The organism is Polaromonas sp. P4_F4 (genome assembly GCF_056401355.1).
On sequence record NZ_JBFUJO010000007.1, the window covers coordinates 55,822 to 70,318 of the forward strand.

The 14,497-nt window shown below is 62.7% G+C and carries 13 protein-coding genes; 6 read left to right on the forward strand and 7 right to left on the reverse strand.

The annotated features are described in order from the left end of the window. Window positions 1-13 precede the first annotated feature (13 nt). The 4 genes from AC1DUR_RS09670 to AC1DUR_RS09685 form a co-directional block, all read right to left on the reverse strand. A complete protein-coding gene (locus AC1DUR_RS09670; RefSeq protein ID WP_477718686.1) occupies window positions 14-2,245 on the reverse strand; it encodes a PhoX family protein in 2,232 nt (743 codons plus the stop codon). A 213-nt stretch (window positions 2,246-2,458) separates the two neighbouring features. After that, window positions 2,459-3,268 (reverse strand): BPSS1780 family membrane protein, encoded by an 810-nt coding sequence (locus AC1DUR_RS09675; protein WP_477718687.1) that lies wholly within the window; start codon window positions 3,266-3,268, stop codon window positions 2,459-2,461. A 201-nt stretch (window positions 3,269-3,469) separates the two neighbouring features. Beyond that, window positions 3,470-4,420 (reverse strand): homoserine kinase, encoded by a 951-nt coding sequence (locus AC1DUR_RS09680; protein ID WP_477718688.1) that lies wholly within the window; start codon window positions 4,418-4,420, stop codon window positions 3,470-3,472. A gap of 28 nt (window positions 4,421-4,448) precedes the next feature. Then, window positions 4,449-4,793 carry a hypothetical protein gene (locus tag AC1DUR_RS09685; protein ID WP_477718689.1) on the reverse strand — a complete coding sequence of 115 codons (345 nt, stop codon included), beginning with the start codon at window positions 4,791-4,793 and terminating at the stop codon, window positions 4,449-4,451. Between the two features lie 157 nt (window positions 4,794-4,950). On the opposite strand from AC1DUR_RS09685, the gene polA reads away from it, so the two are divergent. Beyond that, the gene (gene polA / locus AC1DUR_RS09690; protein WP_477718690.1) at window positions 4,951-7,776 is read left to right on the forward strand and encodes a DNA polymerase I; all 2,826 of its coding nucleotides are present in this window, start codon (window positions 4,951-4,953) and stop codon (window positions 7,774-7,776) included. 207 nt (window positions 7,777-7,983) lie between these two features. Here the strand turns inward: polA and AC1DUR_RS09695 are convergent, their stop codons facing one another. Next, on the reverse strand, window positions 7,984-8,694 hold the full coding sequence (locus AC1DUR_RS09695) for a hypothetical protein (protein WP_477718691.1): 711 nt from the start codon (window positions 8,692-8,694) through the stop codon (window positions 7,984-7,986). Between the two features lie 16 nt (window positions 8,695-8,710). Continuing rightward, complete coding sequence (locus tag AC1DUR_RS09700) at window positions 8,711-9,001, reverse strand: hypothetical protein (protein ID WP_477718692.1); 291 nt, start codon at window positions 8,999-9,001, stop codon at window positions 8,711-8,713. On the opposite strand from AC1DUR_RS09700, the gene AC1DUR_RS09705 reads away from it, so the two are divergent. The 5 genes from AC1DUR_RS09705 (at window position 9,000) to AC1DUR_RS09725 (ending at window position 13,437) form a co-directional block, all read left to right on the forward strand. After that, window positions 9,000-9,908 carry a helix-turn-helix transcriptional regulator gene (locus tag AC1DUR_RS09705; protein WP_477718693.1) on the forward strand — a complete coding sequence of 303 codons (909 nt, stop codon included), beginning with the start codon at window positions 9,000-9,002 and terminating at the stop codon, window positions 9,906-9,908. The two genes, AC1DUR_RS09700 and AC1DUR_RS09705, sit on opposite strands and share 2 nt — an antisense overlap. Before the next feature lie 162 nt (window positions 9,909-10,070). Continuing rightward, entirely contained in the window at window positions 10,071-10,871 is an 801-nt protein-coding gene (locus tag AC1DUR_RS09710) for a fumarylacetoacetate hydrolase family protein (protein WP_477718694.1), read from the forward strand. A gap of 100 nt (window positions 10,872-10,971) precedes the next feature. After that, window positions 10,972-11,883: a dienelactone hydrolase family protein gene (locus AC1DUR_RS09715; protein WP_477718695.1), complete on the forward strand. Its 912-nt coding sequence runs from the start codon at window positions 10,972-10,974 to the stop codon at window positions 11,881-11,883. A 249-nt stretch (window positions 11,884-12,132) separates the two neighbouring features. Further along, window positions 12,133-12,993 (forward strand): ZIP family metal transporter, encoded by an 861-nt coding sequence (locus AC1DUR_RS09720; protein ID WP_477718696.1) that lies wholly within the window; start codon window positions 12,133-12,135, stop codon window positions 12,991-12,993. Between the two features lie 93 nt (window positions 12,994-13,086). Continuing rightward, the gene (locus tag AC1DUR_RS09725; protein ID WP_477718697.1) at window positions 13,087-13,437 is read left to right on the forward strand and encodes a nucleotide pyrophosphohydrolase; all 351 of its coding nucleotides are present in this window, start codon (window positions 13,087-13,089) and stop codon (window positions 13,435-13,437) included. A gap of 47 nt (window positions 13,438-13,484) precedes the next feature. Here the strand turns inward: AC1DUR_RS09725 and AC1DUR_RS09730 are convergent, their stop codons facing one another. Then, window positions 13,485-14,492, reverse strand: coding sequence for a 2-hydroxyacid dehydrogenase (locus AC1DUR_RS09730; protein WP_477718698.1), 1,008 nt, complete (start codon window positions 14,490-14,492; stop codon window positions 13,485-13,487). Window positions 14,493-14,497 lie beyond the last annotated feature (5 nt).

Here is a 14,497-nt window from a genome sequence, read left to right on the forward strand (position 1 = left end):
GCGCGCCGGCCGGTCAGCTGCCGATGCGTCCACCGTCGTTTTTCGTGATCACGATTGTGGCCGAGCGCGGACGTTTGCCGGCCCCGTAACCCGCATTGGCCGGCCACTGGCTGGTGTATTTGGCCGGGTCGCCGATGTTGGCCTGCGCGGTGGTTTCGCCCGGGTGCTGGATGTTCACAAACAGGGTTTTGCCATCGGGTGTTTCGGCCAGTCCCGTGATCTCGCAACCCACTGGTCCCACCAGAAAGCGCTTGAGCTTGTCGGGCGTTGGCGTCTTGCCGACGTAGGTGTCAACCGCCAGTGCGCCGCCATCGGCTTTGGGGTAGTTCAGGGTGACCTTGCGGCCGTCGCCCACCTGGCCCGGCAAGCCGGCCAGCATCATGCAGTTGGTGACGTCGGTGTAGGCACTGTCGTCGGTCTGGATCCAGCAAATGCCCGTGCTGTGGCTGAAGGCCAGGCCGTCGGGGCTCGAAAAGTCCTGGTCGCCCGTCAATTTCGACAGGTTCACGGAGCCGGGTGCTGCACTGGCTTCGGCGCCGAAAAGATACACGTCCCAGGTGAAGCTGGTCGCAGCCGAACCGGCGGCGCCTTCCTTCATACGCAGGATGTGGCCATTTGGATTGCCGGTTTGCACCGTCGCTGTGCCCCTGATGTCGGAATAGGCGCGCGGGTTGGCGCTGTCGGGTGCCAGCTGCGACGAGCCACTGGGCTCGACACGGCGGTTGCTGTTGTTGGTCAGCGAGTAATAAATTTCACCATTGGCCGGGTTGACCGAGCACCATTCGGGGCGGTCCATTTTGGTGGCGCCCACGGCATCGCCCGCCAGACGCGTGTTCACGGCGATGTCGGCCTGATCGGCGAACGGGTATTTGGCATAGCCGGCAACTGCCGGGTTGGTCTGCGAAAGCTCCAGCCACTGGCCGGTGCCGTCCGCATTGAATTTGGCCGCGTAAAGCTTGCCGTTGTCGAGGTACTTGTCGCCGGCGGCCAGGCGGTCGGCCGAGTTGGCGTCAGCCGCATCCCACTTGGCGGCAGACACCCACTTGTAGATGTACTCGTTGCGTGAATCGTCGCCCTGGTACACGGCCAGCGGCTGGCCGGGAACCACCTTGCCGAACGCCGCACTTTCATGGGCGAAACGGCCAAGTCCAGTGCGTTTTTTGGCGGGTTTTGTTTTGTTGTAGGCGTCCATCTCGACGATGTAGCCCATGCCGTTGAGCTCATTGCGGTAGTCGTCGCTGCCATCGGCCGAGGTGCCGGTTTTGGCGTTGATCCAGCGCGCGAACCTGTCGTCCTTGCCGGCGGTTTCCCAACCGTGGCGCGTGCTGGCGCCTTCGGCACGGCCGTAGCGCACCAGTGCGGTCACGCTTTTGTTGCCTTCGCGTGCCGCGTCATCGCCCTTGGGGCGCGTGAAGTAGCCGGCCCAGTTTTCCTCGCCAGTCAAAAAGGTGCCCCAAGGCGTTTTGCCGGTACCGCAGTTGTTCAGCGTGCCGCGGGTTTTGGTGCCGTTGGGCGAGAACCTGGTGACCATCAGCGGGTTGCCGCGCGCCGGCCCGGCAATCTCGATTTCGCTCAGCGGTGTCAGGCGGGTGTTGAAAGCGGAGTCCTTGAGGTACTCCCACTTGGCACCCTTGCGGCGAACTTCGACCACGGCCACACCATGAATGGCGAGCTCTTTTTCGACTTCACTGGCCGGGCGCGGGAGGACGCTGGTGCCGCCGTTGGCATGCAGGAAGAACGACGAGAGTTTTTCGTCCGTTGTTGCTTCGTGGTTCATCGCCAGCAGGCCGCGGCTGTTGGCGCTGTTTGATGGTCGGCCGCTGTTGTCCAGCCCAAACCACTCCATGCCGTCGTGATGGTCGCCCGCGCGGTTTTCATAGTCGCTGTCAGTGCCGTCGTTTTTGTAGGCGGGTGTGGACGCCGTCAGGGGGTCGCCCAACGCGTAGAGCACGCTGGTGGTATAGCCGGGCGGCACCACCACCATGTCGGCCAGGCCTTTGGCCACTTCCTTGAAACCCAGCAGCTTTTCATGGGGTGCGGCAACGGCTTCATCGCCAAAATCCACGGCCGACGCGGCCAGGCTGCCAAAGACGGCGGCGGCAGCGGTGCCCACAGAGCCCCGCAACACCGAGCGGCGGCTCAGGCGGGCATCCAGAACCGTTTCGAAAGACGGATTGTTCGACGTGTTGTTGTTCAGGTCATCAGGGTCGATATAGGCGCTATCGGTGTGGGTTGGCTTGGACATTGGCAGCTTTCGTGTGACATTGCATTGAAACTGGCAACGGGATCGCGTTGCCGGTTCACGCATTGTGTGAAACAAAGGTGACAATTCCGTGACGCCCGCTCCCCCCAGGCTTGCCGGGATAGGAGGGGTATGGGGATATGCGGGGATCAGCCTCGCGTATGAGCCTCGCCTGTGAATGCCCGGCCGGTTGCTTCTGCGATGTTCAGTCCGCGCTCAGGATCGGTCGGCTGGCTGGTCACCGGAGTCGGTGGGTAGTTCGGGCGTGGCCAGGAAGCTGTCCCGGAAGGTGAAGTAAATCGAGGTGAAAAACATCGCCACGATGACCAGCGCTACGGGAAACATCACGACCGTTGCGAGCGTGGGGTTGCCCAGCACGCTGGCAATCAATGAAACCAGCAGGGCCGCAAACAGAAACACACCGGTCCACGCGAAACCAAATACCGTGAGCGCACCCAGATTTTTGTAGCAGGCCATGAAACTGAAAAACAGGCTTTTGACCGGCGTCACGCCATGCCAGTGCACCAGCGCCGGAGCATGCCAGAACAGCAGTGACAGCGGCAGGTAAAGGCCCAGCGCCACCCACATGGCCGTCTGGAAACCGCGCTGCAGCAACAGCTCTTCGGTGATCTTGCCGCCCACGAGGTACAGCCTGGCAAATTCTCCGCCATCGAACAGCGCCGAGATTCCCATCAGCGTTAAAAACCCTGCCGCGTACAGCCCGCCCAGCACCATCATGGCGCGCATGCGCTGCTGGCCGGCACGAAAGGCGCTGATCAGAATCGACGGCATCGGAAATTTGCCCTTGGTGGCCTCTTGCGTAGCGGCCATCAGGCCCAGCGTGGCGGCGGGCAGCAAGGCGAGTGCCAGCGCCGCGCCAATGAAGGGCACCAGCGTCGCCAGCGAGAGCATGGCCATGAACATGAAAAACAGGCCCGACATCGCCAAGGGCTGCTTCATGAAGGTTTTGATGCCGAGCTTGACCCAGGTGACGCCGGTACGCGCGGGAACAATATTGAGTTTCATGGTGTTGACAGGGACGGGCCGAAAATAGGATGGAAAAGGGGGGGCAGGGGACAGGGCAAACCTGTTCAAGGATCTGCGACAACGCCGGATGACGCATAAATTGGACGCTGCAAAGGCACAGTTTGCCTCAAAGTCGGGCCGCCACGCCCGGAGTTGCCCCCTGCGGCGGGGAGCCGCGGCTTGCTGGGGTTAAAGGTTGGGTTAAAGGGCGTACGGGTCTGTGAGCCGCTGGCGCAGCACACGCTCGAAATGGCCCGGGTCGTGCGCCTTGAGCACGGCCGCCTCGCGCGGCAAATGAAAGTCCCACAGCCGTGAGATCCAGAAGCGCAGCGCCCCGGCGCGTTGCATGGCCGGCAGCAAGGTGCGCTCCTGCGCAGTCAGGCGGCGCACGCTCTGGTAGGCGGCCACGAAAGCATCGGCACGCGCGCTGTCCTGTGCACCGCTGTCCAGATCAATGCACCAGTCATTGAGACAAACCCCGATATCAAACAAAAAGGTATCGCAGCCGGCAAAATAAAAATCAAAAAACCCGGTGAGCTTGCCGTCCTCAAACATGACGTTGTCACGAAACAGGTCGGCGTGCACCGCGCCCCGCGGCAGGCTGCGGCAGGCCGATGAGGCGGCGACATGGTTCTGGTAAGCCAGTTCACCCAGGATCAGGCTGCGTTGCTCGGGCGTGAGGTGCGGCAGCACCACGGGCACAGTTTCGTTCCACCAGGCGAGGCCGCGCAGGTTGGGCTGCTGGCGCGGGTAGTCCAGCCCGGCCAGGTGCATGCGGGCCAGCATCTCGCCTACGGCAGCGCAGTGCGCGGGTGTGGGGGCGAGTTCGCTGTGGCCACGCAGCTTGTTGACCACGGCAGTCGGCTTGCCCTTGAGCCGGTGCAGGATTTCACCCTTGCCGTTTTCGGCCGGATCGGGCACCGGAATGCCATGTGCCGCCAGGTGTTTCATCAGGTGCAGGTAATACGGCAGTTGTTCGAACGTCAGGCGCTCGAACAGCGTCAGCACGTAATGGCCCTGATCGGTGTCTACAAAGTAGTTGGTGTTTTCGATGCCGCCTGCAGCGCCCTTGATGCTCTGCAGTTGCCCCAAATTCAAGGCGTTCAAGAACGCTGCGGCCTCGTCAAACGAGACCTCGGTAAAAACGGCCATGCCTGAAACTGAACCCTGAGCTAAAAATTTAAAACTTGAGCACGTTCCAGACGCGCGAACCGTTGGTGTCGCCGCTGGCTGCTGCCGGTGCGGCGCCCCTTGCGCCTTCTGCCGGCTTGACCTCGTAGGCAGGACCACCGGTTTTGGGTTGGACGACGATTTGCTGGGTCTCGCCGCCTACCCGTAACTCATCGATGCGCGTGCCGGCATCTTCGGTATGGATGCGTTTGATGGCTTTGTCCGGGCGTCCGGTGCGCGCTGGTGCCGCCTCTTTTTTCTCTGCGGCCGCAGGTGCCTGCGTTTGCGCCACAGCTGCAGCCAGCGGCAGCGCTGTGAGCACAGCGGCAAGAAGGGGGCTAAAAACGTGTTTCATACTTGTATTGTAGGCTTGCGGGGACGTGTTTACAAAGGCCTTGAGTGTCGTAAAAAGGTGGCTTGCGACGTAGGCGGAAATCCAGTGTGAAAGAAGGCGCCAGGCGCCGTTTGTGTTTGATGGAGGCCTCTGCCGATATCCCTGACAATCAGGCCCTATGAGTTCTGACAAAAAAACACTGCTGCTGGTGGACGGCTCCAGCTACCTGTACCGCGCCTTCCATGCCATGCCCGACTTGCGCGCCAACCCGGGCGATCCCACCAGCCCGGCCACGGGCGCCATCCGCGGCATGATCAACATGATGCAGAAGCTGCGCAAGGACGTGCGCGCCGACTACGCCGCCTGCGTGTTTGACGCCAAGGGTCCGACCTTTCGCGATGCGCTCTACCCGCAGTACAAGGCCCAGCGCTCACCCATGCCCGACGACCTGCGCAGCCAGGTGGAGCCTATCCATGAAGTGGTGCGGCTGCTGGGCTGGAAAGTGCTGGACGTTCCCGGCGTGGAGGCCGATGACGTGATTGGCACGCTGGCCTGCCTGGCTTCGAAGCAGGGCATTGAAGTCATCATTTCCAGCGGCGACAAGGACCTGAGCCAGCTGGTCGATGAAAACATCACCGTCATCGACACCATGAATGACCGCCGGCGCGACCTGGCCGGGGTCGAAGCCGAATTCGGCGTGCCGCCGCGCCTGATGGTGGACTACCAGGCACTGGTTGGCGATGCCGTGGACAACGTGCCCGGCGTGCCCAAGGTTGGCCCCAAAACGGCGGTGAAGTGGCTGCTGGAATACGGCTCGCTCGATGCCCTGGTGGCGCGTGCCGGCGAAATCAAGGGCGTGGTCGGCGACAACCTGCGTCTCTCGCTGGAATGGCTACCCAAAGGCCGGGAGCTTCTGACCATCAAGAAAGACTGCGACCTGATCGACTACATCGATGGCCTGCCCGCTCTGGAATCAATAGCCATCGGTGGGCAGCAGACGGAGGCCTTGAAGGCTTTTTACGAGAAATACGGCTTCAAGGGGCTGGTCAGGCAAATCGACACCGAAAGTACGCCACCCGAATTGATTGGCGGACCCGAGGGTCGGCATGCCAAATCGCCGGGCTCCGTGGGTCCTTCGGCTTCGCCCGGCTTGTTTGACGAACCCTCGCTGCCGGATGTCCCTTTGGCCGGGCGGGCCAGCAATCTCAAGTACGACACCATCTTCACCTGGGAGTTGCTTGACAGCTGGCTGGCCAAAATTGAAGCCGCAGAATTGGTGGCGGTGGACACCGAAACCACCTCGCTGGACGAAATGCTGGCCCAGATCGTGGGCATCAGCTTCAGCGTGACACCCGGCGAGGCTGCCTACATTCCGCTGACGCACGACTACCCCGATGCGCCCGCGCAATTGCCGCGAGACGAGGTGCTGGCCCGCCTCAGGCCCTGGCTGGAAAACCCGGCCAAAGCCAAGCTGGGCCAGCACGTCAAATACGACCGCCATGTGTTTGCCAACCACGGCATCGAAGTGCAGGGCTATGCGCACGACACCATGCTGCAAAGCTATGTGCTGGAAGTGCACAAGCCGCATGGCCTGGCCAGCCTGGCGGAGCGGCATGTAGGGCGCAGCGGCATCAATTACGAAGATCTGTGTGGCAAGGGCGTGCACCAGATCAAGTTCAACCAGGTCGATATTGCCAAGGCCGCGGAATACTCGTGCGAGGACTCCGACCAGACGCTGGACGTGCACCGCGTGCTCTGGCCCCAGATCCAGGCCAACGACAAGCTGCGCTTTGTGTATGAGCTCGAAATGAAAAGCAGTGAAACGCTTTACCGCATCGAGCGCAACGGCGTGCTGATTGACGCCCCCACGCTGGCCAGACAAAGCGGTGAGCTGGGCGCGCGCATTGTGCAGCTGGAAGCCGACGCCCATGAACTGGCGGGCCAGCCCTTCAACCTGGGCAGTCCCAAGCAGATCGGTGAAATCTTCTTCAGCAAACTGGGCTTGCCTGTCGTCAAGAAAACCCCGAGCGGTGCGCCGAGCACCGACGAGGAGGTGCTGGAAAAACTTGCGGAGGACTATCCCTTGCCCGCCAAGATCCTGGAGCACCGCGGGCTTTCCAAACTCAAGGGAACCTACACCGACAAGCTGGCGCAGCTCGCGCATCCCAGGACGGGCCGGGTGCATACGCATTACGCACAGGCGGTTGCCGTTACCGGGCGCCTGTCGAGCAACGATCCCAACCTGCAGAACATTCCGGTGAAAACGGCGGAGGGCCGCCGCGTGCGCGAAGCCTTCGTCGCACCGGCCGGCAGCGTGATCGCCAGTGCCGACTATTCGCAGATCGAACTGCGCATCATGGCCCACCTCAGCGAAGACGAGGCCTTGCTGCGCGCCTTCACCGAGGGGCTTGACGTGCACCGCGCCACAGCGGCCGAGGTGTTTGGGGTTGCGGTGGAACAGGTGAGCAGCGAACAGCGCCGCTACGCCAAGGTCATCAACTTCGGCCTGATCTACGGCATGAGCAGCTTTGGCCTGGCGCGCAACCTGGGCATCGAGACCAAGGCGGCGGCTGCCTACATTGACCGCTATTTTCAGCGCTACCCCGGCGTCAAGAACTACATGGACGAAACGCGCCTCTCCGCCAAAAGCAAGGGCTATGTGGAGACCGTGTTCGGCCGGCGCCTGTATTTGCCCGAGATCAACTCACCCAACGGCCCGCGTCGTGGCGGCGCAGAACGCGCGGCCATCAACGCGCCCATGCAGGGCACCGCGGCCGACCTGATCAAGCTCAGCATGGTCAAGGTGCAGGAGGTGCTCGACGCCGAGAAGCGCGCCACCAAAATGATCATGCAGGTGCACGATGAACTGGTGTTTGAAGTACCCGAGGCGGAAGTCGAATGGGTGAGGGTCGAGATCCCCCGCATCATGGCGGGCGTGGCCGACCTCAGGGTACCGCTGCTGGCCGAGATCGGAGTCGGCCCGAACTGGGACAAGGCGCACTGAGCCTGCTACGCTAGCGCCAATACGTTTCAGTCAAGGACCCGTGAAGCTCCCTCCCCTTCTGGGGGAGGGTTGGGGTGGGGGCCAGCGACGACCGAGTCAGCACGGTGGCCCGACGCCCACGCCGTGAGCCCCCATCCCGGCCTTCCCCCAGCGGGGGAAGGAGATGATCGGCACTGCATGCGGCGTGCTAACGGAACCGTATTGACACTAGCGCGACACGGGAGGCAGCATGCCGGTCGCCAGACCGAGCGACAGCGCCTCGGGCGCGCCCAGCGTCTCGTGACTGCGGCAGGTGGCCTGGCGGATCTTCTCGTACAGCGAGGTCGCCGTTGGCAATGGCAGCATGGCGCGCAGGTAGCGCAGCAGCGTGAGCTGCTGGCCGGGGCTGAGTTCGGTCGCACAGGTTGCCTGACCGAAATCCAGGTCCGGGCGGACCTGCGACAGCAGCAGGCGGGCCGGCGGGATGCTTTCGGGCAGCAAGCGCTGGCGGCCTGCGGCAAGTACCAGCACGCAGGGTGTGTGGCAGTAGCTGCCGGGAAGCAATTCGGTGTTGAATTGGCGGTTTTTCAGCATGGAGCCGAGCGTGATGGCAGGGCCGATGTCCCCGCCTTGCAGGTCCAGGGCCATGATCTTTTGCTGGCAGCGATGGTGCTCCATCTCGTACAGGGCCTGGTTCATGAGCGCGACGGCGTCGGGAGGGAACTCGCCGCGCCACTGCAGCTTGCAGGTCTGGCCCTGTACCTGCAACTCAAGTCGGCTGTCGCCAATGCGCAGCAAGAGCGGTGTCTGGCTGTTGCCGGCCGGGGCCGGCGCTTGCGCGCCACGCCCTGCGGGTGGCAGAGGGGCGGCACAACCGGCAAGGACCAACAAGCCGAAAATGGCCACCCAGCGGGTCAATTGCAACAGGACAGCAGGCATGCCCGGGGCTCTGAACTCAGAAAGGGGAGTGACAGGTGTAGCAGGGGAAAACATGGAGGCTCTCTTTCTCGACGGACAACGCTTTCACGGGTGCTTCGTTAGCTTCGCAAACTTTGTTGGCGGGCACGCCGAAAGAGACCTTGAATTCGTCGATGTTCATATAGCTTGGCGTAAAAGCGATGGGCCCTGGAAGTTGCGATGCGGACTGCTCGCCAGGACCATGGCCAGTTCGCGCTATTTTGCACCAGGCTTTCGGCTGGAACCCTCGCGCGCCGGGACGGGCCAATAAGCCGAGAATACGGCGCATGACAGACATCAAGACTTACGGCATGTCCGAGCGCGCGGACCACCTCGACTTTGACATCCGGTCGCAACTGGTGCGGCCGCCGCTGGTGCGCCCGCATCGGCACGAATACTTCCAGGTCCAGATCAGCCTGCAAGGCGATACCGAGCAGAATGTGGCCGGTACCGTACGGCCCTTCCGGCGCGGTTACCTCAGCTTCATCCTGCCCTACCGCGTGCATGTGATTCCGCACCCCGAGGGTTCGCGCTACGTCATCATCAACATGGCGCAGCAGTTCCTGCGGCCGGGGCTGGATGTGGATCCGCTGGATCTGGAAGACGTGCCGCTGACCAGGGCGCCCGAGCTGGCGCCGTTTCTCTTTCAGGAATACACAGACTTTTATTTTTCGGAGGACGAGTTTGCTGACATTGAGGCCCTGCTGGACAAGCTGGCGCATGAAAACGCCAACCGCCGCTTCGGCTCGGTAGAAATCATCCGCGGCCTGATGCTGCAACTGCTGGGGCTGACCTGCCGCAAGTTTGAAGCCGACCTGCTGCGCTTTTCGGCCAGCCAGGCGCAGCAGGGCAGCCGGCGCGCCAGCCTGCAACGGGCGGTGCGCTACATCCGCGAACACCTGGCCGGCGAGGTCACGCTGGCCGATGCCGCTGCGGCGGCCTTTTTGTCCCCCAATTACCTCGCGCATCTGCTCAAAAAAGAAACCGGCAAGACCTTCACCGATCTGGTGACGGAGCGACGCCTGGAGTTTGCGCAGGAATTGCTGGCGCACAGCAGCCAGCGCATTGCCGCAGTGGCCCATGCGTCGGGCTTTGCCGATGAGGCCTATTTCGCGCGGCGCTTTCGCCAGCGCTTCGGCCAGACGCCCCGGGCCTTCCGCGACAGTGTGCGCGCCAAGATTTCCGGCGCAGCCTGAGAATCTTTAAGTCCCGCTGCAGCGCAACACCGCTGCATTGAATCGTCCGGTAAATGCGTAATTGCGTCTGCCTGCACGCGGCGTGCCCGCCCTAAGCTCAGTGGCTGGAGAAAAAACACGCTGACAACAAGCTCCAGCTTTCATCAATCCCAGGAGACACACATGACAAAACCAGACATGAGCAAACGAGGAATTCTGCAAACAGGCGCCCTGATGGCGACAGGCGCCGTCGTCGGCTGCGCCACGCCCGGCACGGCGGCCAATGCGCCGGCCACGCCTTTCACGGTGGCCGACACCTATGTCCCCATCGCGGGCAGTACCGAGATGTTTCCGGTGCGCCGCATTTACTGCATTGGCCGCAACTACGCGGCCCACGCAATCGAAATGGGCTCCGACCCCACCCGCGAGCCGCCTTTCTTTTTTCAAAAACCCACGGATGCCATCCAGGTGGTGCCACCGGGCCAGGTGGCTGACCACGCCTACCCCACGCTCACCAAAAACTACCACTACGAAGTCGAGCTGGTGGCAGCCTTGTCCAAGGGCGGGCGCAACATTCCGATCGACAAAGCGCTGGAACATGTTTATGGCTACGCACTGGGCCTGGACATGACACGCCGCGACCTGCAGCGCGGCATGGGCGACCAGAAAAAGCCCTGGGAAATCGGCAAGAGCTTTGACCGTTCAGCGCCCATAGGCCCCATCCATAAAGTCGCGCAGACCGGCCACTACACCAAGGGCGCGATCTGGCTCAAGGTCAACGGCCAGGTCAAGCAGCAGGCCACGCTGAACCACATGATCTGGTCGGTAGCCGAGCAGATCTCCAGGCTGTCCGAAGCGTTTGAGCTGTTTCCCGGCGACATCATTTACTCGGGTACGCCGGAAAACGTCGGGCCTGTCGTCAAGGGCGACGTGATTGAATGCCACGTTGATGGCCTGCCGGAGTTGAGCGTCAAGATCGTGTGAGCCGGCGTTTTCTGCGGTTTGGGTCTGCTCCGGCAGGAACTTCCGCAGCCGCACGAGCCCCGACTGCGTGCTTCAAACCACTCCTTCTACGGAAATCACCATGCTGAACAACGACCAGAAAAACGACTTCGATGCCTTGCTGCCGGGGCTGGCCAGCGAAGCCGGCACCAGCCGCCGCACTGCGCTGAAAGCCGCCCTGGGTGCGGGTTATGCCGCTGCCACCCTGCCCATCATGGCGCAGACGGCCATCAAAACCTCGTCAGAAGGGCTCAAAACCGGCGAAACCACCTATGAGGTCAACGGCTTCAAGGTGCCAGCCTTTTTTGCCGCCCCGGCTGGCAAGACCAACCTGCCCGTGGTGCTGGTGGTTCAGGAAGTTTTTGGCGTCCACGAATACATTGCCGACACCGCCCGCCGCTTTGCCAGGGCCGGCTACCTGGCCATCGCGCCCGAGTTGTACGCGCGCCAGGGCGACCCCAGCACCTACAACGAGATCGGCAAGCTGATAGCCGAAGTCGTCAACAAGGTGCCCGACGAACAGGTCATGGCCGACCTGGACGGCGCCGTCAAGTGGGCCGGCGCCAACGGCGGCAATACCGGGAAGGTGGGCATCACCGGCTTTTGCTGGGGTGGCCGCATCACCTGGCTGTATGCCGAGCGGAGCAAAAACGTCAAGGCAGCCGTCGTCTGGTATGGCCGCCTGGTCGGTACTCCGTCAGCGCTCACGCCCAAGCATCCGCTAGACCTGGCGGCCAGCCTGAAGGCGCCGGTGCTGGGACTCTATGGCGGACAGGACGGCGGCATTCCGCTGACCACCGTGAACCAGATGAAAGACGCACTGGCCGAGGCAGCAGCCAAGGGCAACACCGTCGCCAAAGCCAGCGAGTTTGTGGTGTATCCGCAGGCGCCCCATGCTTTCCATGCCGACTACCGCCCCAGCTATCGCAAGGACGCGGCTGACGACGGCTTCAAGCGTGCGCTGGAGTGGTTCAAGATGCAAGGCGTCGCCTGAGCGCATGAGCTGACGCCAGGGGGCCTGGGCGCGTGCGCCCCGGCGCTGACCGAGCCGCCGCCTCATGGGTCGGCGGCTTTTTCACGCGCCCCTCTTGACACGCTTGATAAGATAAAGATCAACCCCGGACGGCGGCAGCAACGCCGCATCCGGGGTTTTGCCATCTGTGGTGTAACCTTCGGGGTTGCCTCTACAGGTATCAGGTAATCAATCAGGGCTGCGGCCCAATAAAAACGGGCGTGAGTAGCTATGACTTTGGTAGCAATTTTGGTGGGAACGCTGGCCGCGGGCATTGGCAGCGTGTGGCTGGCGGCCTTGCTCAGCTTTGGCATGCTGGCCCGTTACACCCAGCACATGCTCAGTCTGGCCGCAGGCGCGCTGCTGGCCACCGCCTTCATGCACCTGTTGCCCGAAGCGTTTGAGAGCCAGGCCGGCGCCAAGGAGCTGTTTGCCACCTTGCTGGTCGGGCTGGTGTTCTTCTTCCTGCTCGACAAGGCCGAACTGTGGCACCACGGCCATGAACACCACGATGGCGAACACCACGAGCCCCCCCAGCCCCTCCAACCTGCCCGGCCTGCTCACGGTGCACACGCGCACCACCCTCATCGGCATGATCATCATCACCACGATCAGTCTTCACACGCCGGCGGCAAGAAGTCCGGCGGCTGGGCCGTGCTGGCGGGCGACAGCGTGCACGCCTTCGGTGACGGCATCCTGATTGCGTCGGCCTTCATGGCCGACCTGCGCCTGGGCGCCGTTGCCGCGCTGGCGGTGCTGGTCCATGAAGTGCCCCACCATATGGGCGACCTGGTGGTGCTGCGCCAAAGCTCCAACAACAACCGCCGCGCGGCTGTGGTCAAGGTATCACTGGCCGGTGCGGTGACGGCTTTGGGCGGCATGATTGGCTATGCGCTGGTCGACAAGCTGTACGACTACCTGCCTTTCTTCCTGATCGCCGCCTCCAGCAGTTTTATCTACGTCGCGCTGGCCGACCTGATTCCCCAGCTGCAAAAGCGCGTCACGGCGAAAGAAACCGCAGCGCAAATTGCCTGGCTGGTCATTGGCATCGGCATGGTGACCCTGATCAGCGGGCTTGCGCACGGGCATTAGGTGCCTGGACATGAGCACTCCCCACTCAGTCCGCAAAACCGCGAAAAACCGCGCAAAAGGTCATTGACATCGGCACACAGAAAAGACGAGCTTATGAATGAAGAATTGCAAGCATTGATCAACTCTCTTCGGGAATTCGCCAGGGAGCGCGATTGGGAGCAATTCCATTCACCCAAGAATCTTGCATCGGCCTTGACGGTGGAGTCCGCTGAGCTTCTGGAGCATTTTCAGTGGCTGACAGAAGCGCAGAGCCGTGAGCTTTCAACCGAAAAGCGCATCGCCGTGGGGGTGGAGATGGCGGATGTCTTTTTGTATCTGTTGCGCCTGTCTGATCAGTTGAATATTGACCTGGTCGAGGCGGCCAAACTGAAGCTGACATTGAACGCTGCCAAGTACCCGGTAGACAAGTCGCGTGGAAGCAGCAAAAAATACACTGAGCTTTAGAGTAAACAGGAAATAGCTGCCGGCGTTATTGAGACGCTATTCAGGCGCTATTTGTCTGCCGCCACAAATACCGCCGCAGGCCGCTCCCCCGCCAGGGCCTGCAACAGGTTGCTCGTTGCCAGCACCGCCATCGCATGCCGCGTCTCGAATGTGGCGGAGCCGATGTGGGGCAGGGCTGTCACCTTGGGGTGCGTGCGCAGTGGTGAATCCATGGGCAGCGGTTCGGTGGCGAACACGTCCAGCCCGGCGGCGCGCAGTGTGCCGTGGTCCAGGGCGTTGAGCAGGGCCTCTTCCTGCACGATGGCGCCGCGGGCGCCGTTGACGAAGATGGCGCCGGGCTTCATCAGGCCAAACTCCCGCGCGCCCATCAGGCCGCGGGTTTCATGGGACAGCGGCAGCACGGCGGCGACGATGTCAGCGCGCCGCAGCAAGTCATCAAGCGGTGTGTGCGTGGCCTTGCCGGCGAGTTCGGGCAGCTCATGGGCGACGTCCACCGGACGGCGGCTGTGGTACAGCACGGGCATGTTGAACCCCAGCGCGGCACGCCGTGCCACGGCCTGGCCGATGCGGCCGAATCCGAGGATGCCCAGCGTTTTGCCGTGCACGTCCCAGCCAAACAGGTCTTCGCCGATGTTGCGCGTCCAGCGGCCCTCGCGTACATGGCTGGCCAGTTCCACCAGGCGGCGGCTGGAGGCCATGATCAGCGAGAAGATCGTGTCAGCCGTGGTTTCGGTCAGCACGCCGGGCGTGTGGCACAGCATGATGCCGCGCGCAGCCAGGGCGGGCAGGTCGTAGTTGTCAACGCCGACGGAGACGCTGGAAATCACCTTGAGTTGCGGCGCGCTCGCCAGCAGCGAGGCAGTGATGGGGTAGCTGGAGCCGATCATGCCTTCCGCGCTGGCCAGGGCGGTGTGGAACGCGGCCAACTGCCCGGGCAGGCGCGGGTTGGCCACCGTGACCTCGTGCTCCGCCTGCAGGCGCGCCAGCTGGTCGGGCGGTAACTCGCGGAAGACCAGAACTTTTTTGCGCAGGGATGGTGAAGCTGGCGCGCCCATGATTT